This window comes from Klebsiella sp. K5-204, from assembly GCF_030128585.1.
GTDB lineage: Bacteria > Pseudomonadota > Gammaproteobacteria > Enterobacterales > Enterobacteriaceae > Klebsiella > Klebsiella quasipneumoniae.
In genome coordinates, this window is the sequence record NZ_JAKUZS010000001.1 from 608,868 (window position 1) to 631,334 (window position 22,467).

20 protein-coding genes are annotated in these 22,467 nt (G+C 60.6%); 11 read left to right on the forward strand and 9 right to left on the reverse strand.

Going from position 1 to position 22,467, the window contains the following annotated elements; genetic code table 11:
• Positions 1-11 precede the first annotated feature (11 nt).
• Positions 12-200, forward strand: a complete 189-nt coding sequence (locus MKR05_RS03025; RefSeq protein WP_004887037.1) for a YdiH family protein — start codon at positions 12-14, stop codon at positions 198-200.
• Between the two features lie 119 nt (positions 201-319).
• Here the strand turns inward: MKR05_RS03025 and uspE are convergent, their stop codons facing one another.
• From uspE to ogt, 3 genes are all read right to left on the reverse strand, one after another.
• Positions 320-1,270 (reverse strand): universal stress protein UspE, encoded by a 951-nt coding sequence (gene uspE / locus MKR05_RS03030; RefSeq protein ID WP_284118054.1) that lies wholly within the window; start codon positions 1,268-1,270, stop codon positions 320-322.
• 138 nt (positions 1,271-1,408) lie between these two features.
• Positions 1,409-2,161, reverse strand: coding sequence for a fumarate/nitrate reduction transcriptional regulator Fnr (gene fnr, locus MKR05_RS03035; protein ID WP_004887031.1), 753 nt, complete (start codon positions 2,159-2,161; stop codon positions 1,409-1,411).
• Between the two features lie 193 nt (positions 2,162-2,354).
• Positions 2,355-2,870, reverse strand: a complete 516-nt coding sequence (gene ogt / locus MKR05_RS03040; RefSeq protein ID WP_023289506.1) for a methylated-DNA--[protein]-cysteine S-methyltransferase — start codon at positions 2,868-2,870, stop codon at positions 2,355-2,357.
• 267 nt (positions 2,871-3,137) lie between these two features.
• Between ogt and MKR05_RS03045 the strand changes: the two genes are divergently transcribed.
• Positions 3,138-3,296, forward strand: a complete 159-nt coding sequence (locus MKR05_RS03045; protein WP_048297429.1) for a hypothetical protein — start codon at positions 3,138-3,140, stop codon at positions 3,294-3,296.
• Positions 3,297-3,327: 31 nt separating this feature from the next.
• Here MKR05_RS03045 and abgT read toward each other — a convergent pair whose 3' ends face one another.
• The 3 genes from abgT to MKR05_RS03060 all read right to left on the reverse strand — a co-directional run bounded on the left by abgT (position 3,328) and on the right by MKR05_RS03060 (position 7,733).
• Positions 3,328-4,854: a p-aminobenzoyl-glutamate transporter gene (gene abgT / locus MKR05_RS03050; RefSeq protein ID WP_044522707.1), complete on the reverse strand. Its 1,527-nt coding sequence runs from the start codon at positions 4,852-4,854 to the stop codon at positions 3,328-3,330.
• Positions 4,855-4,977: 123 nt separating this feature from the next.
• Complete coding sequence (locus MKR05_RS03055) at positions 4,978-6,423, reverse strand: M20 family metallopeptidase (protein WP_178944481.1); 1,446 nt, start codon at positions 6,421-6,423, stop codon at positions 4,978-4,980.
• Complete coding sequence (locus tag MKR05_RS03060; RefSeq protein WP_178944482.1) at positions 6,423-7,733, reverse strand: M20 family metallo-hydrolase; 1,311 nt, start codon at positions 7,731-7,733, stop codon at positions 6,423-6,425. The genes MKR05_RS03055 and MKR05_RS03060 overlap by 1 nt, the downstream gene beginning before the upstream one ends.
• 166 nt (positions 7,734-7,899) lie before the next feature.
• Between MKR05_RS03060 and MKR05_RS03065 the strand changes: the two genes are divergently transcribed.
• Positions 7,900-8,808 carry a LysR family transcriptional regulator gene (locus MKR05_RS03065; protein ID WP_044522727.1) on the forward strand — a complete coding sequence of 303 codons (909 nt, stop codon included), beginning with the start codon at positions 7,900-7,902 and terminating at the stop codon, positions 8,806-8,808.
• Between the two features lie 101 nt (positions 8,809-8,909).
• Entirely contained in the window at positions 8,910-9,473 is a 564-nt protein-coding gene (smrA, locus tag MKR05_RS03070) for a DNA endonuclease SmrA (RefSeq protein WP_032452707.1), read from the forward strand.
• Here the strand turns inward: smrA and MKR05_RS03075 are convergent.
• Positions 9,470-10,276 (reverse strand): IclR family transcriptional regulator C-terminal domain-containing protein, encoded by an 807-nt coding sequence (locus MKR05_RS03075; protein WP_178944483.1) that lies wholly within the window; start codon positions 10,274-10,276, stop codon positions 9,470-9,472. The two genes, smrA and MKR05_RS03075, sit on opposite strands and share 4 nt — an antisense overlap.
• A 169-nt stretch (positions 10,277-10,445) precedes the next feature.
• Between MKR05_RS03075 and MKR05_RS03080 the strand changes: the two genes are divergently transcribed.
• The 6 genes from MKR05_RS03080 to pcaC are packed head-to-tail and all read left to right on the forward strand — an operon-like array spanning position 10,446 to position 15,510.
• Positions 10,446-11,132: a 3-oxoacid CoA-transferase subunit A gene (locus tag MKR05_RS03080; protein WP_023289514.1), complete on the forward strand. Its 687-nt coding sequence runs from the start codon at positions 10,446-10,448 to the stop codon at positions 11,130-11,132.
• Between the two features lie 10 nt (positions 11,133-11,142).
• Positions 11,143-11,799 carry a 3-oxoacid CoA-transferase subunit B gene (locus MKR05_RS03085; RefSeq protein WP_023289515.1) on the forward strand — a complete coding sequence of 219 codons (657 nt, stop codon included), beginning with the start codon at positions 11,143-11,145 and terminating at the stop codon, positions 11,797-11,799.
• A gap of 10 nt (positions 11,800-11,809) precedes the next feature.
• Positions 11,810-13,012, forward strand: coding sequence for a 3-oxoadipyl-CoA thiolase (gene pcaF, locus MKR05_RS03090; RefSeq protein ID WP_023289516.1), 1,203 nt, complete (start codon positions 11,810-11,812; stop codon positions 13,010-13,012).
• A gap of 9 nt (positions 13,013-13,021) precedes the next feature.
• On the forward strand, positions 13,022-14,374 hold the full coding sequence (locus MKR05_RS03095; RefSeq protein WP_284118057.1) for a 3-carboxy-cis,cis-muconate cycloisomerase: 1,353 nt from the start codon (positions 13,022-13,024) through the stop codon (positions 14,372-14,374).
• On the forward strand, positions 14,364-15,131 hold the full coding sequence (gene pcaD / locus MKR05_RS03100; protein WP_044522740.1) for a 3-oxoadipate enol-lactonase: 768 nt from the start codon (positions 14,364-14,366) through the stop codon (positions 15,129-15,131). The genes MKR05_RS03095 and pcaD overlap by 11 nt, the downstream gene beginning before the upstream one ends.
• Positions 15,121-15,510 (forward strand): 4-carboxymuconolactone decarboxylase, encoded by a 390-nt coding sequence (gene pcaC, locus MKR05_RS03105; protein WP_023289519.1) that lies wholly within the window; start codon positions 15,121-15,123, stop codon positions 15,508-15,510. The genes pcaD and pcaC overlap by 11 nt, the downstream gene beginning before the upstream one ends.
• 312 nt (positions 15,511-15,822) lie before the next feature.
• Here pcaC and fumA read toward each other — a convergent pair whose 3' ends face one another.
• Positions 15,823-17,475: a class I fumarate hydratase FumA gene (gene fumA, locus MKR05_RS03110; protein ID WP_284118058.1), complete on the reverse strand. Its 1,653-nt coding sequence runs from the start codon at positions 17,473-17,475 to the stop codon at positions 15,823-15,825.
• Between the two features lie 53 nt (positions 17,476-17,528).
• Complete coding sequence (locus MKR05_RS03115) at positions 17,529-19,040, reverse strand: anion permease (RefSeq protein WP_049092623.1); 1,512 nt, start codon at positions 19,038-19,040, stop codon at positions 17,529-17,531.
• 641 nt (positions 19,041-19,681) lie between these two features.
• On the opposite strand from MKR05_RS03115, the gene MKR05_RS03120 reads away from it, so the two are divergent.
• Positions 19,682-22,459, forward strand: a complete 2,778-nt coding sequence (locus MKR05_RS03120) for a flavocytochrome c (RefSeq protein WP_044522748.1) — start codon at positions 19,682-19,684, stop codon at positions 22,457-22,459.
• The last annotated feature ends 8 nt before the right edge of the window (positions 22,460-22,467 follow it).

Here is a 22,467-nt window from a genome sequence, read left to right on the forward strand (position 1 = left end):
CAGAGGATATTATGGATACCGAGTTAACCCCAACGCAGATGGCCATCGAATTCTTACGCCGCGACACCACCGTCATGACCCCAGCGCAGTATCTGAAAAAACTTAAACTGCTGGAGCTGGAGTTTGCTGACCTGATGGCGCTCTCCTCGCTGGAGCTGAAAGAAGAGATCGATCTGGCCTGGCGTCTGGGTATCCACTGAGTCGTTCATGATCGCCATGCAATGACGGGGCCGCAAGCGGCCCTTTTTTGTGCCTGAGGGAAAGCGGGCAAAAAAATCCCCCGCGAGGCGGGGGAAGGTGAACGTTCCGGGAGGGAAGGTTAATCGTCGTCGTCGTCGTCCAGTTCCACCGGCGTCTGATAGGCCTCTGGTTTAAGCACCAGCAGATCGCAGCGCAGGTGGTCGACGACCTGCTCCGCGGTATTGCCAAGGAACGCCGCGGAGAGGCCGGTGCGTCCGACCGTACCCAGCACCACGATCCCCGCCTGCAGATGCTCGGCGAGATCCGGGATCACCTCCTCAGGCAACCCTTTTTCCACATGGGTGAATTTCTCGTCAATGCCAAACTTCTGCCGCAGCGCTTTCATCGCCAGCAGATGCTGACCGCGAATGGCGTCGTTGTAGACGCTGGGATCGAAATCCGGCAGCTCAATCGCGATATTGATCGGGGTGACCGGATAGGCGCCGATAACGTGCACTTCTGTGTGGTTGACTTCTTCCGCCAGCGACAGCGTCTCGCGAACCAGCTTCTCGTTGAGGGTGTTGTGATAATTCTCTTCACTGGCCAGATTGACGGCGACCAGCGCTTTACCGCCTTCCGGCCACGGCTGATCTTTCACCATCCAGACCGGGCAGGGGCACTTACGCAGCAGATGCCAGTCGGTCGGGGTGAAGATCACCGCTTCCAGCTTGTCGTGCTGGTGGGCCATCTTCAGCAGCAGGTCGTGTTTCTCACTGATCACTTCCTGAATAATGGCTTCGAAGGGGCGGTTGTGCCACACCACTTTCACGTCAATCGGCACACCGGATTCAAGATAGAATTTCGCCTGCTCGCGGATCCAGGCCGTACGTTGGGCAATGACGCCCTGACGCATCGCCGTCCGTTCGTCCGGCGACAGCAGGGTGGTCATTTCATAAGAAAAATCATAGATCGGCAAAAAGGCTTTGATGCGTCCACCAATCCGTTGGTGCAGGTACACCGCTCGCCTTAGCGCCGGCTGGTCGTCCTGGTTAGGATCGATTACTACCAGCATGCTCTGATACTTCGCCATACAGGGTCTCCTTACAACTGCAGCTACCGTCAGTTATTAAAAAGATAACCTATATGGATGAATTGAAACAGGGGAGGAGCCTGGTCAGATCAACAAATCTGAAAAAAATGCCGATCCTGACCAGGTGTTGCGCGGAGATTAAGCGACGTTGCGCGCCTGACCGGCCAGCTGGGCCAGCAGGTCGCCGTTTTCAATCGTGATGTATTTGCCTTTCACCGCCAGCATGCCGCTCTTCTGGAAACGCCCCAGCAGACGGCTGATGGTTTCGACGGTGAGGCCGAGATAGTTGCCAATGTCGCCGCGGGTCATGGTCAGTCGGAACTCGCGGGGAGAGAAACCGCGCTGCGCGAAACGGCGGGACAGGTTATAGATAAACGCGGCCAGGCGCTCTTCGGCGTTCTTTTTGGAAAGCAGCAGGATCATATCCTGGTCGCCTTTGATCTCACCACTCATCAGGCGCATCATTTGCTGACGCAGATTCGGCATTTTTCCGGAAAGATCGTCGAGGGTTTCAAAGGGGATCTCGCACACCATCGAGGTTTCCAGCGCCTGGGCGAAGCTCGGGTGCAGGCCGGTGCCGATGGCGTCGAAGCCCACCAGATCGCCCGCCAGATGGAAGCCGGTAATCTGCTCATCGCCTTGCTCGGTGATGGTGTAGCTTTTGATGGTCCCGGAGCGAATGGCGTACAACGATTTCAGCTCATCACCCGCTTTGAACAAGGTTTGACCTTTCTGGATGGGCTTTTTCCGCTCGATAATATTATCCAGCTGATCAAGCTCATGCTCGTTCAGAGTAAAGGGGATGCAGAGCTGGCTGATACTGCAATCCTGACAATGGATAGCACAACCGCCAGACTGAATGCGTCGAATAATTCGCTTCTCAGGGATCATATGTCTGCTCAGGCCTTAATTGATATTGGTCAATTTTAACATCTTTTTGATGAGCAGGTAAGTCTTCAGGCTCTGAAACACGTAATATCAGCAGGGTAAATCAACACAGGCTGATATCTGCTTGATTAAAAATAGATTATTCAGCCACATTGGATTGTAAAATTACCTGAAAATTCCGAAAACGCATTTTCAGTCAAAGCAACAGATAGCCCTCGTGGCGCAGAAGCCACTCTTTACGCTGCACGCCGCCGGCATAGCCGGTCATCGTGCCGTTACGCCCGATGACCCGATGGCAGGGCACCACAATACTCACCGGGTTGGCGCCATTGGCGGCCCCCACGGCGCGCGCCGCGCCGGGACGACCGAGCGCCTCGGCCAGCTGACCGTAGTGCATCACCTGGCCGCAGGGGATCTCGCGTAACGCCCGCCAGACCTGGCGCTGGAAAGGGGTGCCGGCGGTGGCGGTAGGCAGGGTCTCGATGACGGCCAGATCGCCGGCAAAATAGTCGTTCAGCTTACTGCTGAGACCGCCTGGATTGCGGCAGTCGACGCGCTGATAGCCTTCCCGGCGATAGTGTACATCGAGCAGGGTTTCCATCCGATCGCGGTGCTCGTCCCACTCGACGGCGCGCAAATTAAACTGTTCGTCGCAGAGCACCCACAGCGCCCCCAGCGGGGTATCCATTTTATCCTGCAGCAAGGTCAACATCGTTTCGGTCATCCACCATCGTACACGAGGGCCACACGATACCACGCGCCGGCGGCGGTCAACTATACTCCCAAAAGATAAACCCGCATCATCGACCGGCAGCCACCGGCCGTTACGTTGATTTATTTTTGGATCGATCCTGGCGGGTTATCGGGCATGGTTTTTGCTACTTTTAAGCTGACGACGCCGGTCCTCCGCGCAGCTTTGCGCGCCCGGGAAGGTGCCGCCGCGTCGGCGCGGCGCGGTTAATAACTCAGAGGTGGGGCTATGCAATATATACTGACTGGCGTAATCGTATTGATCTTCAGCGGCCTGGTTATCCATGGCCTCACGCTGTTGCTCGAACGCGGGTATCGCGCGCTTTTCGGCATCTTCGCCGGAGCCGTGGATCTCCCCCGCAAGGTCAAAGTGAAGGTGCCGCGTTAAGCGTAAGCCGCCGTCCCTGGCGCTCAACGGCTTAAGGAAGCCGCGGATAGATGCCAGGGCCGATGGGCAGTCCTGCCAGATACCAGCCCACCAGCAACAGCAGCCAGACGGCGAGAAAAATCAGCGGGTAAGGGAGCACCAGCGAATAGTATGTCCCGAGGCGGGCGTCCGGTCGGTAGCGCTGTAAAAAACCGAGAAACAGCGGCACAAACGGTGAAACCGGCGCCAGCGGCAGCACCGATGAATCGGCGATGCGAAACAGGATCTGCGCAAACGCCGGGTGGAAGCCCAGCAGCATAAACATCGGCACGAAGATCGGCGCCAGAATCGACCAGATGGCCGAGCCGCTGGCGATAAACATACACAGAAAAGCCGACAGCAGCGCCAGACCGACAAACGCCGGGACGCCGTTCATGCCGGCGCTCTCCAGCAGGTCCGTCAGGCCAACGGCCATAAACTTACCCATATTGCTCCAGTTGAACATCGCCACGAACTGCGCCAGCGGGAAGACCATCACGATAAATCCGGCCATCTCTTTCATCGGCTCAATCATCAGCTGCGGCAGATCGGCCTGGCGGCGAATTTTGCCGGTGGCGATGCCGTAAGCCAGCGACACGACAAAGAAGAAAAAGATAATCAGCGGCACGATGCCTTTGATAAACGGCGAGGGCATGACCGTGTGCTGAACCGGATCGCGAAGAATGCCGTTTTCCGGAACCACCATCAGGGCGATGACCGCCACGAACGCCAGCGTCGCCACGCCGGCGATGCGCAGGCCGAAACGCTCCTCGGCGGTCAGGGTCTGCAGCTTGTCATCACGACTGCCTTGCCATTGGCCCAGCCGCGGCTCCACCAGCTTGTCAGTGATCAAACCGCCGACGAGGGTCAGGAGGATCACCGAGGTTGCCATAAAGTACCAGTTGTCGATCACGCTGACGTGCAGAGAGGCATCGATGGATTTGGCCGCCTCGGTGCTGATCCCGGAGAGCAGCACGTCGGTGGTGACGATCAGTAAATTGGCGGTAAAGCCGCAGCCCACCCCGGCAATGGCCGCCAGCAGGCCGGCGACAGGATGCCGACCGACGGCGAGAAACATCAGCGCCCCCAGCGGCGGCATGATCACCAGCGCGGCGTCGGAGGAGATATGGCTGAAAAAGGCGATAAACAGCACCATATAGCTGGCATAACGGGCGCTAACGTGGGAGGCCATCTTCACCATCAGCGCGGGCAACAGGCCCACCCGCTCGGCAAAGCCGGCGCCCAGCACCAGGGCGAGGATCGCCCCCAGCGGCGCGAAACCGCTGAAGTTTTTAATCACGTTCGGTAGAAACCAGTGCAACCCCTCCACGCTGAGCAGGTTTTTGACCACCACCCGCGACCCGTCCGCAGGGTTTTGGACCCCGACGTTGAAGGCGGAGAGTATCGCCGTGGCGGCGATCAGCGCCACGATAAGATAGATAAACAGCAAAAACGGGTGCGGGACCTTATTACCGATCTTCTCTACCCAGCCATAGCGCTTTCCGGCGGGGGAAGGCGACGGTATGGATGACATACTCATGGGCGTTCCTCTGTTGTCGTTGTTGTGTTAGGCAGGCCTGCTCCCGTACTGCCGGCGGTTATTATGGTCGGTGCGTGCCGCGATGCCGGTCAGCGTCTGTCAGGAGCGGTCTGGTCTGTATGGTTAGCGTAAAACCGACGGTCTCACCTCCGCCGGGATCGGGCAGCGGTAGGGATGTTCGGCCAGCGCTTGCCTGAGCTCTCGCTGGCTGGCCTCCAGCAGCGCGCGGTCGCTGAATAAGCGGATCGCCGTCGCCGCGAGGACTTTCCCCGCCAGCAGCATCCCTTTATGGGCGATGGCGGTGCGTCCCTGGCTCACCAGCTGCCAGCTGTGCAGCGGGGTACCCACCGCGAAGCAGGGGCTGAAGCACTGGGCCACCGGCGCTTTCCAGCTGACATCGCCGACGTCGGTGGAGCCGGCGAGGAGCGTATCCGTGGCCGCCCACGGCGCCACCTCATCAATCAACAGCGTGTCGCGGTGGCGACGAGCGAAGGTTTTCCCCGCCTCGCCGCCGGTGCCGGCGATATTGTTCAGGCTGTTGTTGATATCGTTGTCGCTGAGCGTGGCGCGGATCGCCGCGGCAAAGGCGCGCTCGTCGTCGCTCCATGCCGGCGTGCCGTAATGGCATACCGCCTGGTACATCGCCGCTTCGAGCGTGCGGTTGGGCAGATAGCCCGAGCAGGCTTTTTCAAAGCGGCAGCTAACGTGGGTCTCGGTCATCAGCGCGGCCCCCTGGGCAATCTTCTCAATGCGGGCGAAAATCTGTTCCACGTCGGCCATCTCCGGCGCGCGGATCAGATACAGCACTTCCGCCTGGGCCTGGACGACGTTGGGCGAGACGCCGCCGGTATCGGTAATGGCGTAATGAACCCGCGCCTTCTCGATAATATGTTCATTCAGGAAGTTGCTGCCGGTGGTCATCAGGGTGACCGCGTCCAGGGCGCTTCGCCCCAGGTGCGGCGAATTGGCGGCGTGGGCGGCGGTGCCGGTAAAGCGCCACGCCGCCTGAATGTTGGCGAGGGTGCGGGTGCTGAACATCCCGGCCCAGGACTCCGGATGCCAGGTGAGGGCCGCATCGACGTCATCAAACAGCCCTTCGCGCACCATAAAGGTTTTGCCCGAGCCGCCTTCTTCCCCCGGGCAACCGTAGAAGCGCAGGGTGCCTGCGCCGCCGTGCTGCTGCAGCCATTTTTTAGCGGCCACCGCCGCGGCGAAAGCCGCCGTCCCGAGCAGATTGTGTCCGCAGCCGTGACCGTTGCCCCCCGGCGTCGACGATGTCGGCTCCGCGCTGTGGGCCTGCTGGCTAAGACCCGCCAGGGCGTCAAACTCGCCCAGCAGGGCAATAACCGGTTGGCCCTCGCCGACGCTGGCGATAAAAGCATTGGGGATCCCGCCGGCATCCCGGGTAAGCTGAAAACCTTCCGCTTCCAGGGCGTCCGCCAGCCGGCGGGCGGACCAGAACTCCTCAAAGCGCGTCTCCGGGTGATCCCAGATGTCATCGGCGATAGCGCAATACGTCTCGCGGCTTGCCTCAATCACCTCGTCCACAAACTGAAAGATGGGTTCCATCACACCCCCCGCTGCCAGGGAAAGTTAAGCGCGACGCGCGCCAGGGTGTCGACCGCGACCGTCATTACGCTCTCGTCGAAGTCAAACTTCTCGTTGTGGTGACCGGCGCTCAGTTCGGTGCCGAATATCATGTACGAGGCGAGGCCGCCGCGCGCCTGGACCCGGGCCATCATCAGGGTGGCGTCTTCCGATCCCGCCGGGGCGGCGATGCGATCCACCGCCTGCTGCACGCCGGGCACAAGGGCGGCCTGTTCGCGCAGGTACGCCACCCACGCCGGCGACGGGGCGCTGGCGGTGGCCGCGCCCATCATGCGTAACTCGTACCCGGCTTGATGCATCGCCGCGGCCCCGGCGATGACGTGCTGAGCCCGGTCAAAAACATACTGATTGATGGCTTCGCTTTCGCCGCGGGTTTCCACTTTTAACAGGGCCGAAGAGGGCACCACGTTGCGTCCGGTGCCGGCCTGCATCACCCCAACGTTGACCCGCGACGCGCCGGCGCTGTGCGGTGGGATGGCGTGCAGAGCAAGGGCGGCCTGGGCGGCGGCGAGCAGCGCGTTGCGCCCATCTTCAGGCTTACCGCCGGCATGGGCGGCCACGCCGCTAAAATGCACATCGAATTTGGTGGTGGCCATAAAGTTGTCCCCCCCGCACACCACGGTGCCGACCGGAACGCCGGTGCCGATATGGATGGCGGTGAAATAGTCCACCTCGTCCACCACGCCGGCGGCCACCATCGCGCGGGCGCCGCGGGTACCCTCTTCAGCAGGCTGGAAAATCAATTTAATGACCCCGTTGAGCTGGGCGGCATACTGCTTGAGCACATGCGCCAGACCCAGCCCGATGGCGGTATGTCCATCGTGGCCGCAGGCGTGCATCATGCCGGCGTTGCAGGAGGCGAAATGGTCGCGATGGGGGCGGTGGCTGTCATCGTGCTGCTCATTGAGGTCGAGGGCGTCCATGTCGACGCGAAAGGCCAGGGTTGGGCCGGGACGTCCGGTGTCGAGCGTCGCCACCAGGCCGGCGAACCCGCCTTCAAACGCCGGCAACCAGCGTTCCGGCGCCCCTTGCTCGCGGGCGCGCTCGAAAGCCTGGGTCAGGGTCTCCTCATCCGGCAGCCCCATCCGGCTGTCGGCATCGATGACGTCACGCCCCAGCGCCAGCTGGTAGCCGAGTCCGTCGAGGATCTCCGCCACCTTGCTGGCGGTGCGAAACTCCAGCCAGCCGGATTCAGCGTGCAGGTGAAAATCGCGGCGCCATTGGGTCATGGCTGGCGCCAGCTGGCGCAGGTATTCATCAAGTTGCGGCATAGCTTATCCTGTCATAAGTAAAAAATGTGACGGCGTTCACGATGTGATAGCTTTTGTTTATCACTGACGCGCTACAGGCCTTAACGCTCTTAACCTGCCACAGCCTGATGGATTACAGTAGATGTCATTTTCTTCCGTCTGATAAACAACGGTTATCACCAAAAGCATGGCATTTCAGATTAAATTTCATCAAATTCGCGCCTTCGTCGAGGTGGCCCGGGAAGGGAGTATTCGCGGCGCCAGCCGCTCGCTGGCGGTCTCGCAGCCGGCCCTGACCAAAGCGATTAAAGAGCTGGAGGAGGGGCTTTCCGCTCAGCTGTTCGTCCGCCGCCGCCAGGGGGTGGCGCTGACTGACGATGGCGAAAGTTTTTATCAACATGCGAGCCTGATCCTCGAGGAGCTGCGGGCGGCGCAGGATGAACTGCTGCAGCGCCAGGGAGAGCAGGCCGGGCAGATCAATATTGGCCTTGGCGCCAGCGTCGCCCGGTCGCTGATGCCGTCGGTGATCTGCCGCTTTCATCAGCAGCATCCGCAGGTGAAGGTGCGGATCATGGAGGGCCAGCTGCTGGCGATGATCAATGAGCTGCGCCAGGGGGAGCTGGATTTCACCATCAACACCTACTATCCCGGGCCGTACGACCATGAGTTCAGCTTTGAAAAACTGTTTGAGAAACCGTTCGCGGTCTTCGCCCGCGCGGGGCATCCGGCGGCGCAGGCCACCTCGCTGGTGGAGCTGATGGATCACCACTGGACCATGCCGACGCCGCGTGGCAGCTACTTTAAACAGCTGCAGGACCGGTTTAATCAGGCCGGGCTGGCGCCAAAGGTGGATATTGTGTGCGAGACCTTCTCGTCGTGCATCAGCCTGGTGGTGAAAAGCGATTTTCTCAGTATCCTGCCGGTGGAGCTCGGCAACGATCCGATGATGGCGGACAAGCTGATGATGATCCCCGTCCGCGAAGCGTTGCCGACGGCGGCCTATTTTCTGATCCAGCGGCGCGACACCCGGCAGACGCCGCTAACGGCGTCATTAATCACCCTGTTTCGCCGCCAGAGTCGACAATTGTTTCCTTAACCGCCCGTCGCGCTCACTTTGCCAGCAGACGGGGCTAAACGCGTTGAGGGGGGAGCGCGAGGCGGCTATAGTAGCTGGCGACAGCCGCTGGAGGAGAGCCCATGAACCTTGATGACAAATCCCTGTTTCTTGACGCCATGGAAGATGTCCAGCCCCTGAAACGTAACAATGACGTGCACTGGCATCCCGGGCGCAACAGTCGCGCCCCGCAGCGCGTCGACACCCTGCAACTGGATAATTTTCTCACTACCGGCTATCTCGATATCGTACCGCTCGCCACGCCGCTGGAGTTTAAGCGCGAAGGGCTGCAGAGTGGTGTGCTGGATAAGCTACGGCGGGGGAAATACAGCCAGCAGGCGAGCCTCTCCCTGCTGCGCCAGCCGGTGGAACAGTGCCGGCAGATGCTCTTCGCCTTTATGGTGCAGGCGCAGAAAGAGGGGTTACGCAATGTGCTGATCGTTCACGGCAAAGGCCGCGACGACCAGTCCCATGCCAATATCATCCGCAGCTATCTGGCGCGCTGGCTGGAAGAGCTGCCGGAGGTGCAGGCCTTCTGCGCCGCGCTACCACATCATGGCGGTAGCGGCGCCTGCTATGTCGCGCTGCGTAAATCGGCCGAAGCGAAGCAGGAGACCTGGGAGCGGCACGCCAAGCGCAGCCGTTAGCGCAGCAGCAGCGTCAGCTCGCGAGCGGCTTTTTGCAGCTCCGGCAGCACGCGGTCGATCATCTCGCGGGACGACATCTGGCCCGCATGCACCCCGACGTTCAGCGCCGCCTGCGCCTGCCCCTGGGCGTTAAACAGCGGTACCGCGAGGGAGCGCAGGCCCATCTCCAGCTCCTGATCGTTAAGGGCATACCCCTGCTGATGCACTCGTTTCAGCTCGGCGCGCAGCTTCGCCACCGAATCCACCGTCTGCGGGGTATAGCGGATCATGGTTACCCGGGCCAGCATGTCGTTGAGCTTCTCCTCCGGCTGATGGCTGAGCAGCACCCGACCCATCGAGGTCGCCCACGCCGGAAGGCGGCTGCCGATATCGAGGTCGATGGTCATGATCCGCGAGCTGGAAGCGCGGGCGATATACAGGATATCGTCCCCGTCGAGGGTGGCGATGGAGCAGGACTCATTGAGCATTTCGCTCAGATGCCGCAGCACCGGCTGCGCCGAACGCGCCAGCGGCGTCGAGGCCAGCCAGGCGTGCCCCAGGGCCAGGATCCGCGGCCGCAGCTGAAAATGCTTACCGTCTTCGGCATAAACGAACCCCAGCTTGCTCAGGGTATACAGGCAGCGGCGCACCGCTGCGCGCGGAATGCCGGTCTTTTGACTGATCTGTGAGATAGACAGCAGGGGCCGCTGCGGCGTGAATGCCTGAATCACCTCCAGGCCGCGCGCCAGCGAGGCCATGAAGTTAGGATCGCCCTTAAACGGATCGCCGTCGCCGGTCAGTAAATCGTCTGGATGCTTGTCCATTTCTGTTCCCCATATTTGCCATCGATCACATTCTTTCGCTAAAGATAACCGATGTTCGATTATCGCACCATATTTCGATTATCGCCCTTGACCGACATCGTTAAGCGGGTCACATTTTGTGCGAACAACGATTAAAAGTGCGATTACCGCACATCAATGGAGCGACCTGATGATTGATAAAAGCGTATCGACGCTGAGCGAGGCCATCGCCGGGATCCACGACGGGGCGACTATTATGATCGGCGGCTTTGGTCCCGCCGGCCAGCCGACCTTTCTGATTGACGCCCTGATTGACCAGGGCGCCCGCGACCTGACCATCATTAACAACAACGCCGGCAACGGCGAAGTGGGGCTCGCGGCGCTGCTTAAGGCTGGCCGGGTGCGCAAAATGATCTGCTCCTTCCCGCGCCAGGTCGATTCCCAGATTTTCGATGACCTCTATCGCCGCGGCAAAGTGGAGCTGGAGCTGGTGCCGCAGGGCAACCTCGCGGCGCGGATCCAGGCCGCCGGCGCCGGGCTGGGCGCGGTGTTTACCCCCACCGGCTACGGCACGCCGCTGGCGGAAGGCAAGGAGACACGGGAAATCGACGGCCGCCACTATGTGCTGGAGTATCCGATCAAAGCCGATTTCGCGCTGATTAAAGCCCACCAGGGCGACCGCTGGGGCAACCTGGTGTATCGCAAGGCAGCGCGCAACTTTGGCCCGATTATGGCGACGGCGGCGAAAACCACCATCGTTGAAGTCTCGCAGCTGGTGTCGCTGGGCGACCTCGACCCGGAACACATCATCACCCCCGGCATTTTCGTCCAGCGCGTGTTCTCGCTGGAAAACCTGACTGCCGCACAACGCGCCTGAGGAGCCCGAGATGCAAAAATTGACCCGTGACGAAATGGCCCAGCGCGTGGCCCGCGATATCCCCGAAGGCGCTTACGTTAACCTCGGCATTGGCCTGCCGACCCGGATTGCCAACTACCTGCCTGCCGACAAAGAGGTGTTCCTGCACAGCGAGAACGGCCTGCTGGGCATGGGGCCGAAGCCGCAGCCCGGAGAAGAAGATCCCGAGCTGATCAATGCCGGTAAAGAGTACGTCACCCTCCTGCAGGGCGGCTGCTATTTCCACCATGGCGACTCCTTCGCCATGATGCGCGGCGGCCATCTCGATATCTGCGTGCTGGGGGCCTATCAGGTCTCCGCCAGCGGCGATCTCGCCAACTGGAGCACCGGCGCGCCGGACGCCATCCCGGCGGTCGGCGGGGCGATGGATCTGGCCATCGGCGCTCGCCAGGTGTTTGTGATGATGGACCATCTAACCCGCGACGGCGAGTGCAAGCTGGTGGAACAGTGCAGCTACCCGCTGACCGGCGTCGGCTGCGTGAGCCGGATCTATACCGACCTGGCGGTGATCGACATTACCGACCGCGGCCCGGTGGTGCGGGAAATCTTTAACGGTCTCTCTTTTGAAGAGCTGCAGCGCATCACTCCGGTGACGCTGACCTTTGAACAACTGGCGGAAAGCGCGTAAGGAACCTATGATGAATCAGGCATTTATCTGTGATGCGGTGCGTACACCCTTTGGCCGTTTTGGTGGTACCCTGGCGACGATGCGCGCTGACGATCTGGCGGCGCTACCGCTGAAAGCGCTGCTGGAGCGTAACCCGGGACTGGATCCTTCGCGCATTGACGATGTGATCTTTGGCTGCGCCAACCAGGCCGGGGAAGACAACCGCAACGTGGCGCGGATGGCGCTGCTGCTGGCCGGGCTGCCGGAGAGCGTGCCCGGCAGCACCATCAACCGCCTGTGCGGCTCCAGCCTCGATGCGATCGGCGTCGCGGCGCGGGCGATTAAAAGCGGGGAGACGCAGCTGATGATCGCCGGCGGCGTGGAGAGTATGTCCCGGGCGCCGTTTGTGATGGGTAAAGCGGAGAGCGCCTTTAGCCGCAGCATGCAGATGGAGGATACCACCATCGGCTGGCGCTTTATTAACCCGCAGATGAAAGCCCTGTACGGCGTGCATTCCATGCCGGAGACGGCGGAAAATGTCGCCGATGAGTTTGCCATTTCCCGCGCCGATCAGGATGCGTTCGCCTTACGCAGTCAACTGCGCACCGCCGCGGCCCAGGAGGCTGGGCATTTTGCCGATGAGCTGATCGCCGTCCAGGTGCCGCAGCGTAAAGGCGAGCCGCTGCGGTTTAGTCGCGATGAACACCCGCGCAGCACCTCGCTGGAGGCGCTGGCGAAACTGCGCGGCGTGGTGCGCGCCGACGGCAGTGTCACCGCCGGCAACGCCTCAGGCGTTAACGATGGCGCCTGCGCGCTGCTGCTGGCCAGCGAAACCGCGCTGGCGGCCAACGATCTTCAGCCGCTGGCCCGGGTGGTCGGCGTGGCGACGGCCGGGGTGGCGCCGCGCATTATGGGCTTTGGCCCGGCGCCGGCGGTGCGGAAGGTGCTGGCGCAGACCGGTCTGACGTTAGCCCAGATGGATGTGATCGAGCTGAATGAAGCCTTCGCCGCCCAGGCGCTGGCGGTGACCCGCGATTTGGGCTTACCGGACGATGCCGCCCATGTGAACCCCAACGGCGGGGCGATCGCCCTGGGGCATCCGCTCGGCGCCTCCGGCGGCCGCCTGGCGATGACCGCGGCTTACCAGCTGAAACGGACCGGCGGCCGCTACGCGCTGTGCACCATGTGCATCGGCGTCGGGCAGGGGATCGCCCTGATTATTGAACGTGTTTAAGGAGCCAGAATGAGTTTGTTGACCCCGATGCTGCGCAGCAGTCCGCTCACCGACTGGTTCAGCGACGCGCAGCGGGTGCAGGGCATGCTGGATTTTGAAGCGGCGCTGGCCCAGGCGCAGGCCGCCTGCGGGATGGTGCCGACAGCGGTGGTCGGGCCGATTGTCGCGGCCTGCCGCCACGAGGCGATCGATTTTACCGCCCTGGGCGAGGCGGCTGTGGGGGCGGGTAATCTGGCGATCCCGCTGGTGAAACAGCTGACGGCCAAGGTAAAAGCGCGGGATCCAAACGCCGCGCGCTACGTTCACTGGGGCGCCACCAGTCAGGATGCTATCGACACCGGGCTGGTGCTCCAGCTGCGCGGGGCGCTGGATGCCGCCGAGCAACTGCTTGAGCGACTGTTGGCGGCCCTCGCCGGGCAGGCCGACCGTCATTGCCACAGCGTGATGCCGGGCCGGACCTGGATGCAGCATGCGCTGCCGGTGACCTTTGGTCTGAAGCTGGCGGGCACTCTCGACGCGCTGCTGCGCTGGCAGCAGCGGCTGCGGGAGATGCGTCCGCGTCTGCTGGTGCTGCAGTTCGGCGGCGCCGCGGGGACCCTGGACGCGCTGAAAGCGCAAGGACCGGCGGTTGGCCAGGCGCTGGCGCAGAACCTCGGTCTGTCGCTACCGGATACCCCGTGGCACAGCCAGCGCGATCGGCTGCTGGAGGCAGGCGCCTGGTTCGCTGGCGTCTGCGGCACCCTGGGGAAATTCGCTAACGACTTCTCCCTGCTGATGCAGACCGAAGTGGCGGAGGTGGGCGAGCCGGTAGCGGAAGGGCGCGGCGGCTCGTCGACGATGCCGCATAAGCGCAATCCGGTGGCCTGCGCGGCGATCCTGACCGCCGCCCAGCGCACCCCGGGTCTGATGGCCACCCTCTACGCCTGCCAGATTCAGCAGCACGAGCGGGCGCTGGGCGGCTGGCAGGCGGAGTGGGAGACCCTGCCGGAGCTGATTACCCTGGTGGGCGGGGCGCTGGCGCAAAGCGAGGCGCTGGTGCGCGACATGCAGGTCTTCCCGCAAAAGATGCGCGCCGACCTCGATATCACCCACGGGCTGATCATGGCTGAGGCGGTGACCCTGGCGCTGGCGGAATGCATCGGCAAAGCTGAGGCGCACCATCATATTGAGGCGCTGTGCCGTCAGGCGCTGGACCGCCACTGCCCGCTGGTCGATCTGCTCGCGGCAGACCCGCAGGTTAGTCAGTATCTCTCCCGCGAACGCTTAACCACGCTGCTGGACCCGGCAACGGCGACCGGCAGCGCCGAACGCTTTGTGCGCCAGGTGCTGGCGCGTTATCAGGAGCAACATGATGAATCTTGATTATCAACTCGACGGACCGGAAGGTGCGCCGGTTATCGTTCTCTCCAACTCGCTGGGTACCACCCGGGCGATGTGGCAGCCGCAGACAGAGGCGTTAACCGCCCATTTCCGGGTGCTGCGCTACGACACCCACGGCCACGGTAAAACGACGAAAAATGGCAAAGTGACCCTCGCCCAGCTGGGAGAAGATGTGATTGCGCTGCTCGATCATCTGAATATCGACCGCGCCTGGTTCTGCGGGATCTCGATGGGCGGTCTGACCGGTCTGTGGCTGGGCCGCTTTGCGCCAGAGCGTTTTTATGGTCTGGCCGTCGCGAACACCGCGGCGCGCATCGGCGATCAGGCCAGCTGGCTGTCGCGGGCGCGGGCGGTACGCCAGGAGGGAATGGCGGTGGTGGCCGCCGGGGCGGCGGATCGCTGGTTCACCCACGCGTTTCGCCAGCAGGCGCCGGAGGTGGTGGAGGCCCTGTGTCACCAGCTGACCCATACCGACGCCGAAGGCTATGCCGCCTGCTGTGAGGCGCTGGCCGCCGCCGACCTGCGGGGCGAAGTAGGGCAGATCCCGCTGCCGACGTTAATCATCGCCGGGGAAAGTGACCCTGTCACCACGGTCGGTGACGCTAATTTCCTGCAGCAGCAGATCCCCGCCTCCCAGGTGGTAGTTCTGCCGGCATCGCATCTGTCAAACATTGAGGCGGCGAAAAGCTTTACTTCAGCGCTGCTGAGCTTTTTCCAGGGAGAACGCCATGGAGGATAAACAGCGCTATCAGGACGGGTTGGCGGTGCGGCGCAAAGTACTGGGCGACGCCCACGTCGACCGTACGCTGCAGCATCTGACGCCGTTGAACGAAGAGTTTCAGGACTTTATCACCCGCTACGCCTGGGGTGAGACCTGGACCCGTCCGGGGCTCGACCACCACACCCGCAGTATGATCACCATTGCCATGCTGATTGCTCTCAATCGCGAGGCGGAGCTGAAGATGCATCTGCGCGCGTCGTTTAACAACGGGGTGACCCGCGATGAGCTGAAAGAGTTGATCATGCACTCTGCGCTGTACTGCGGACTGCCGGCGGCCAATGCCACGATGCATCTGGCGCAGCAGGTGTTTGACGACATTGACGCCGCGCAGGGTTGAGTCGTCGTCCAGGTCGGATTGCCCGGCAGTCGTTGTCGGCCGGGTAAGACGCAGCCGCCACCCGGCGGAAATGCCGCTACGTTATCCTTATTTCTCACCCTCCTGCGGCGCGACGGCTGGGGCATCGTCCCGGTCGACCCGAGGGTCAGCATCAACCCGGGAAAGGGAATTATTGTTATTTTTCAGCATCCAAGGGACGACTTGTCGTTGAGCATAGCCGGGCAGGAAGTGAATTCAAGCTGGCGCGGCGCGGGCATAAAAAAAGCCGTCACCTGAACGGCGACGGCCTGCTGTTAGCGCCAGAGGGGGGCGTTAGCCGTGCTGTTTACAGCCGGCGCACTGCGACGTCTGGATCTGCTGGAAGAAATCGTTGCCTTTATCATCGACGAGAATAAACGCCGGGAAATCTTCCACTTCGATTTTCCAGATCGCCTCCATCCCCAGTTCCGGATACGCCACGCACTCAAGGCTCTTGATGCTCTGTTGCGCCAGCACCGCCGCCGGGCCGCCGATGCTGCCGAGGTAGAAGCCGCCGTGTTTGTGGCAGGCGTCGGTGACCTGCTGGCTGCGGTTGCCTTTCGCCAGCATCACCATGCTCGCGCCATGGGACTGCAGCAGATCGACGTAAGAGTCCATGCGGCCTGCGGTGGTCGGGCCGAGGGAGCCGGAGGCGTAACCGGCAGGCGTTTTGGCCGGGCCGGCGTAGTAGATCGGGTGATCTTTCACGTACTGCGGCAGTTCCTCGCCATTATCGATAAGCTCTTTCAGCTTGGCGTGGGCGATATCGCGAGCGACGATAATAGTGCCGTTGAGACTCAGGCGGGTGGAAACCGGATGGGCGGACAGTTGCGCCAGGATCTCGCTCATCGGCTGATTCAGGTTGATGCTGACCACCTTGCCTTCGCCCTGCTGACGCAGATGTTCAGGGATATATTTTCCTGGATTGCTCTCCAGTTTCTCAATCCAGATACCGTCGCGGTTGATTTTGGCTTTGATGTTGCGGTCGGCGGAGCAGGAGACGCCCATGCCGATCGGACAGGAGGCGCCGTGGCGCGGCAGGCGGATCACCCGGATATCGTGGGCGAAGTATTTGCCGCCGAACTGCGCGCCGAGGCCGAGGTTTTGCGCTTCCTGCAGCAGTTCCTGCTCAAGCTGCACATCGCGGAACGCCTGACCGTGCTCGTTGCCTTCGGTTGGCAGACCGTCGTAGTAGCGGGTGGAGGCCAGCTTGACGGTTTTCAGCGTCGCTTCCGCCGAGGTGCCGCCGATGACAAAGGCGATATGGTACGGCGGGCAGGCCGCCGTACCGAGGGTACGCATCTTCTCCACCAGATAGTTTTTCAGCTTCGCCGGGGTGATCAGCGCTTTGGTTTCCTGATAGAGATAGGTTTTATTGGCGGAACCGCCGCCTTTTGCCATGCACAGGAATTTATATTCGTCGCCGTCGACGCTGTAGAGATCGATCTGCGCCGGCAGGTTGGTGCCGGTGTTGACCTCTTTATACATATCCAGCGGGGCGTTCAGCGAGTAACGCAGGTTATCTTCGGTATAGGTGTTGTACACGCCCTGCGCCAGGGCGGCTTCGTCGCCGCCGCCGGTCCAGACGCGCTGGCCTTTTTTACCCATGATGATGGCGGTGCCGGTGTCCTGACAGGTGGGCAGGACGCCTTTGGCGGCGATTTCCGAGTTGCGCAGGAACTGCAGGGCGACATATTTATCGTTATCGCTGGCCTCCGGGTCGAGCAGAATCGACGCGACCTGCTGCTGATGGGAGACGCGCAGCATAAAGGCGGCGTCGTGGAAGGCCTGCTGCGCCAGCAGGGTCAGCGCCTGCGGTTCCACTTTCAGCACTTCCTGGCCGTCAAATTCGGCGACGGAGACGTGCGCTTTGCTGAGCAGATAGTATTCGGTATCGTCGTGCGCCAGCGGGAACGGATCCTGATAAACAAACGGTTTAGTCGACATAATCACTTACTCCATAAAGATAAAACCGCCGGGGTGGTCCCGGCGGTTATGAATCAGAACATCATGGACATCCACGGATAGCCAATCAGCAGCAGGGCGGCCAGGAAGATGGCGCCAAAGATGGTGCCGAGGCGCCAGTAATCTTTGGTCGGCAGATAGCCGCTGCCGTAGTAGATCGGGCTTGGGCCGGTACCGTACGGGGTGATGATCCCCATCACGCCCAGCGAGGTCACCATCAGCAGAACGAACACTTCCATATTCATCCCCGGAATGGTGGCGGCGATGGTCAGCATGGCCGGCAGCAGCGCGGTAGTGTGCGCGGTGGTGCTGGCAAACAGATAGTGCAGCAGGTAGAACGCCAGCAGCAGGACGATGGTCGCCATCCCCGGGGAGATACCGCTCATCAGCGCGCCGCCCTCTTTACCCAGCCAGGCGATAAAGCCGGTAGAGGAGAGGCCGTCGGCCAGCGCCACCAGGGTGGCGAACCAGACAAAGGTGTTCCACGCCGCTTTGTTGTTGGTGATATCGCTCCAGGAGAGCACGCCGGTCCACAGCATCAGCACGATAACCAGCAGGGCGGCCAGAGCCGGTTCAATCCAGTCGGCGGCGAAGATCCACATCATCAGCGCGAAGCAGACGAACACCAGCAGCAGGATCTCATTGCGCGACAGTTTGCCCAGTTTTTCCAGTTCACGAGCGGCCCACAGCGGCACTTCGTTATTGACTTTCACTTCCGGCGGGTAGAACCAGTAGGCCAGCAGCGGCATGGTCAGGATCAGCAGTACGCCAAGCGGCAGGAAGGCGATGAACCAGGTGCCCCAGGAGATGTTGATACCGACGATGCTTTTTACCAGCGCCAGCGCCAGCAGGTTCGGCGCCAGTGCCGACAGGAACATCGAGCTGGTGATACAGGCGGCGGTGATCGCTACCCACATCAGATAGGAACCGATTTTACGCGCGCTCGGATCGTTCGGTTTTGAACCGTACAGCGGCGGCAGGTTGGCGATAATCGGGTAGATGGTGCCCCCGCTGCGCGCGGTATTCGACGGCGTAAACGGCGCCAGCAGCAGATCCGCGAAGGTGATGGCGTAGCCCAGCGTCAGGCTGCGACGGCCGAGATATTTCACCAGAATCAGCGCCAGGCGGCGGCCGAACTGGGTTTTATCGTAGCCGGCGGCGAACATAAAGGCGCCGAAGATAAGCCACACGGTGGAGTTGCCGAAGCCGCTCACCGCCCACTTAAAGGAGGCGCCGGCCATTTTGAAGCCAGGTGCGGCCATCTGTTCCGGACTGAACAGCAGCCACTGACTGCACAGGGCGATGACCACCACGCCGGTGATGCCGATAACGGCGCCAGGCAGTGGTTCAAAAATCAACCCGACGATCACCCCAACGAAGATAGCGAAGTAGTGCCAGGCGTACGGCGGCAGGCCGTCCGGGACCGGGACGAAGAGTAACAGCACGGCAACGATAATCGGCAGCGCCATCATCAGGAGACGTTTTTTATTCGCAGTCGTTGGATTGACTGCACCGGCAGGCGGTATGGTTGTCTTTTTCTCTTTCATAATGAGTATCTGCAAGTTGTTGAAAATAACGTTTACGCCAGCGATGTGCTCAGTGGTTTCTTTAATTACAAAAGTTTCTTTAGTTTTTATTTTGCGTTTCTGAGTATCGTTGGGGCGATTATTTAACGCGATTTGATGGGCGTTAAATTAAATTTATTGGTTATTTATATATTGCGCTTTCAATGGCCGTTGCAATTGATCAAGATCAAGAAAAGCAGGTGATTTCACTATTTTTTTATTATCAGTATAACCCTATGTGATGAGGTGTTATTTTGGCGAAAATATCGGTAAATGTTAAAATAAAAATAAGCAATTAATGCTAATTTTTTCCATGTGTTTCGTAAGTTCCTGAATAATAACTGTAATGAGCGTGAGTTTGGTCGTTGTGAATGTTAACGTAAGTATCTGAAATGTTATCGTTCATTTGTATTATGTAAATGCTATTTAGTATTTTAATAATACAATAGAGGTAGCGATGTTATTGCTGGGGTTAAATAGTTTTATAACTAACGTAATTGATTTAGTAACTAAAAAACCCGTTATATTATTGGCATGACAACAGGAATTAAAAAACCACAACCATTAATGATTCCGTCACCCCATTCTGAATTTTTAATATTTTAAAATCTGGAGCGTAACTTATGACCAGTAACGAACGAATTCTGCAGCCATTTACTTTACCAAATGGTACGGAGCTGAAAAACCGTTTGCTCATGGCGCCGATGACCACCTGCACCGGTTATTTCGATGGGACTGTCACCAGCGAGCTGGTGGAGTACTATCGCGCTCGCGCCGGCAGCATCGGCACCATTATTGTCGAGTGCTGCTTTATTGATGACTACGGCCTGGCCTTCCCGGGTGCTATCGGTATCGATAACGATGAAAAAATCGCCGGCCTGGCGAAAATCGCCGAAGCGATTAAAGCGGAAGGTTCGAAAGCGATTCTGCAGATCTATCACGGCGGCCGCATGGTCGACCCGCAGCTGATCGGCGGTCGCCAGCCGGTGGCGCCGAGCGCTATCGCCGCCCCGCGTGAGGGCGCCGCGATGCCGCGGGCGCTGAGCGGAGACGAAGTGGAAGGCATGATCGCCAAGTTTGGCGATGGGGTCCGTCGCGCTATCCTCGCCGGTTTCGACGGGGTCGAAATTCACGGGGCTAACACCTATCTCATTCAGCAGTTCTATTCGCCGAACTCCAACCAGCGCGACGATGAGTGGGGCGGTAGCCGCGACAATCGCGCTCGTTTCCCGCTGGCGGTGCTCGACATCACCCATAAAATGGCCCGCCAGTACGCTGACGATGCCTTTATCATCGGTTACCGCTTTTCGCCAGAGGAGATGGAGGTCCCGGGGATCCGCTTCGACGACACCATGTATCTGCTGGAAAAACTGGCCGCTCGCGGCGTCGATTATCTGCACTTCTCGGTTGGCGCGACTCTGCGTCCCTCTATCGTTGATACCTGCGACCCAACGCCGCTGATTGAGAAATACTGCGCCATGCGCTCTGACACTCTGGCTCAGGTGCCGGTGATGGGTGTCGGCGGGGTGGTTAACGTCGCCGATGCCGAGCTGGGCCTCGATCACGGCTATGACCTGATCGCCGTGGGCCGCGCCTGCATCGCCTATCCGGATTGGGCGGCTCGTATCGCCGCGGGTGAAGAGCTGGAGCTGTTTATCGACAGCACCCAGCGCGAGGCGCTGCATATTCCGGAACCGCTGTGGCGCTTCTCGCTGGTGGAAGCGATGATCCGCGACATGAGCATGGGCGACGCCAAATTTAAGCCGGGGATGTTTGTTGAAACCGTTCAGGATGACGCCAATGAGCTGGTGATCAACGTCAGCCTCGAAAATGACCATATCGCCGATATCGAACTGGCGGCGAGCCCGGTGCAGACCGTGGAGTTCACCACCAGCTTCGAAGAGATCCGCGAACGTATTCTGACCGCCAATACGCCGCACGTGGACGCTATTTCCGGGGCCACCAGCCAGAGCGAGGCGGTGAAAAAAGCGGTCGCCAAAGCGATGCTGAAATCGAGCAAAGCGCTGGCGGCGGAAGAGGGCGGCAATGACGCCGCGCCGAAAAGCTATGATGTGGTGGTGGTCGGCAGCGGCGGCGCCGGTCTGGCGGCCGCCATTCAGGCTCACGACGAAGGCGCCAGCGTGCTGATCGTCGAGAAAATGCCGACCATTGGCGGGAACACCATCAAGGCTTCCGCCGGGATGAACGCGGCGGAGACCCGCTTCCAGCGCGTGAAAGGCATTCAGGACAGCAAAGAGCTGTTCTATCAGGAAACCCTGAAAGGTGGGCACAATAAAAACAACCCGCAGCTGCTGCGCCGCTTCGTGGAGAATGCCCCGCAAGCCATTGAATGGCTGGCTGACCGCGGCATTATGCTCAACGATATCACCACCACCGGCGGGATGAGCATTGACCGCACCCACCGTCCGCGCGACGGGTCAGCGGTCGGCGGCTATCTGATTAGCGGCCTGGTGCGCAACATCACCAAACGCGGCATCGACGTCCTGCTGGATACCTCGGTGGAAGAGATCCTGATGAGCGGCGATGAAGTCAGCGGCGTGCGTCTGATCAACGACGAAAACGAGATCATTGAAGTCCAGAGCAAAAGCATTGTGGTGGCCACCGGCGGCTTCAGCGCCAACAGCGCGATGGTGGTGAAGTATCGTCCTGACCTCGAAGGGTTCGTCACCACCAACCACAAAGGGGCCACCGGGAGCGGTATCGCGCTGCTGGAGCGTATCGGCGCCGACACGGTGGATATGGGCGAAATTCAAATTCACCCGACCGTTGAACAGCAGACCTCCTATCTGATTTCCGAGTCGATTCGCGGCGGTGGGGCGATCCTCGTCAACCAGCAGGGTAACCGCTTCTTCAACGAAATGGAGACCCGCGATAAAGTCTCCGCGGCGATTATCGCCCTGCCGGAACACTATGCGTACATCGTCTTTGACGAACATGTACGGGCGAAAAACAAAGCCGCCGATGAGTACATCGCCAAAGGCTTCGTCACCAGCGCCAGCTCGCCGCGTGAACTGGCGGAGAAACTGGGGATGGATTACCATGCCTTCCTCGCCACCCTCGAGTGCTACAACGGGGCGGTGGAAAAACAGCATGATGAACAGTTTGGCCGTACCACCGCGCTGCGCGCGCCGATTAACGAAGGTCCGTTCCACGCCATTCGTATCGCCCCGGGGGTGCACCACACCATGGGCGGCGTGACCATTAACACCGATGGCGAAGTGCTGAACGTTGCCCGGCAGCCGATCCGCGGCGCCTACGCCGCCGGTGAGGTGGTTGGCGGGATCCACGGCGGCAACCGTATCGGGGGTAACGCGGTGGCGGATATCATCATCTTCGGCACCCTCGCGGGCCACCAGGCGGCGAAACGCGCCAGAGGATAACACGCCAT

Coding starts and splice junctions, on each gene's coding strand:
- MKR05_RS03025 (WP_004887037.1), top strand. CDS start 12: ATGGATACCGAGTTAACCCCAACGCAGATGGCCATCGAATTCTTACGC.
- uspE (WP_284118054.1), bottom strand. CDS start 1,270: ATGGCGAAGTATCAGAGCATGCTGGTAGTAATCGATCCTAACCAGGAC.
- fnr (WP_004887031.1), bottom strand. CDS start 2,161: ATGATCCCTGAGAAGCGAATTATTCGACGCATTCAGTCTGGCGGTTGT.
- ogt (WP_023289506.1), bottom strand. CDS start 2,870: ATGTTGACCTTGCTGCAGGATAAAATGGATACCCCGCTGGGGGCGCTG.
- MKR05_RS03045 (WP_048297429.1), top strand. CDS start 3,138: ATGCAATATATACTGACTGGCGTAATCGTATTGATCTTCAGCGGCCTG.
- abgT (WP_044522707.1), bottom strand. CDS start 4,854: ATGAGTATGTCATCCATACCGTCGCCTTCCCCCGCCGGAAAGCGCTAT.
- MKR05_RS03055 (WP_178944481.1), bottom strand. CDS start 6,423: ATGGAACCCATCTTTCAGTTTGTGGACGAGGTGATTGAGGCAAGCCGC.
- MKR05_RS03060 (WP_178944482.1), bottom strand. CDS start 7,733: ATGCCGCAACTTGATGAATACCTGCGCCAGCTGGCGCCAGCCATGACC.
- MKR05_RS03065 (WP_044522727.1), top strand. CDS start 7,900: ATGGCATTTCAGATTAAATTTCATCAAATTCGCGCCTTCGTCGAGGTG.
- smrA (WP_032452707.1), top strand. CDS start 8,910: ATGAACCTTGATGACAAATCCCTGTTTCTTGACGCCATGGAAGATGTC.
- MKR05_RS03075 (WP_178944483.1), bottom strand. CDS start 10,276: ATGGACAAGCATCCAGACGATTTACTGACCGGCGACGGCGATCCGTTT.
- MKR05_RS03080 (WP_023289514.1), top strand. CDS start 10,446: ATGATTGATAAAAGCGTATCGACGCTGAGCGAGGCCATCGCCGGGATC.
- MKR05_RS03085 (WP_023289515.1), top strand. CDS start 11,143: ATGCAAAAATTGACCCGTGACGAAATGGCCCAGCGCGTGGCCCGCGAT.
- pcaF (WP_023289516.1), top strand. CDS start 11,810: ATGAATCAGGCATTTATCTGTGATGCGGTGCGTACACCCTTTGGCCGT.
- MKR05_RS03095 (WP_284118057.1), top strand. CDS start 13,022: ATGAGTTTGTTGACCCCGATGCTGCGCAGCAGTCCGCTCACCGACTGG.
- pcaD (WP_044522740.1), top strand. CDS start 14,364: ATGAATCTTGATTATCAACTCGACGGACCGGAAGGTGCGCCGGTTATC.
- pcaC (WP_023289519.1), top strand. CDS start 15,121: ATGGAGGATAAACAGCGCTATCAGGACGGGTTGGCGGTGCGGCGCAAA.
- fumA (WP_284118058.1), bottom strand. CDS start 17,475: ATGTCGACTAAACCGTTTGTTTATCAGGATCCGTTCCCGCTGGCGCAC.
- MKR05_RS03115 (WP_049092623.1), bottom strand. CDS start 19,040: ATGAAAGAGAAAAAGACAACCATACCGCCTGCCGGTGCAGTCAATCCA.
- MKR05_RS03120 (WP_044522748.1), top strand. CDS start 19,682: ATGACCAGTAACGAACGAATTCTGCAGCCATTTACTTTACCAAATGGT.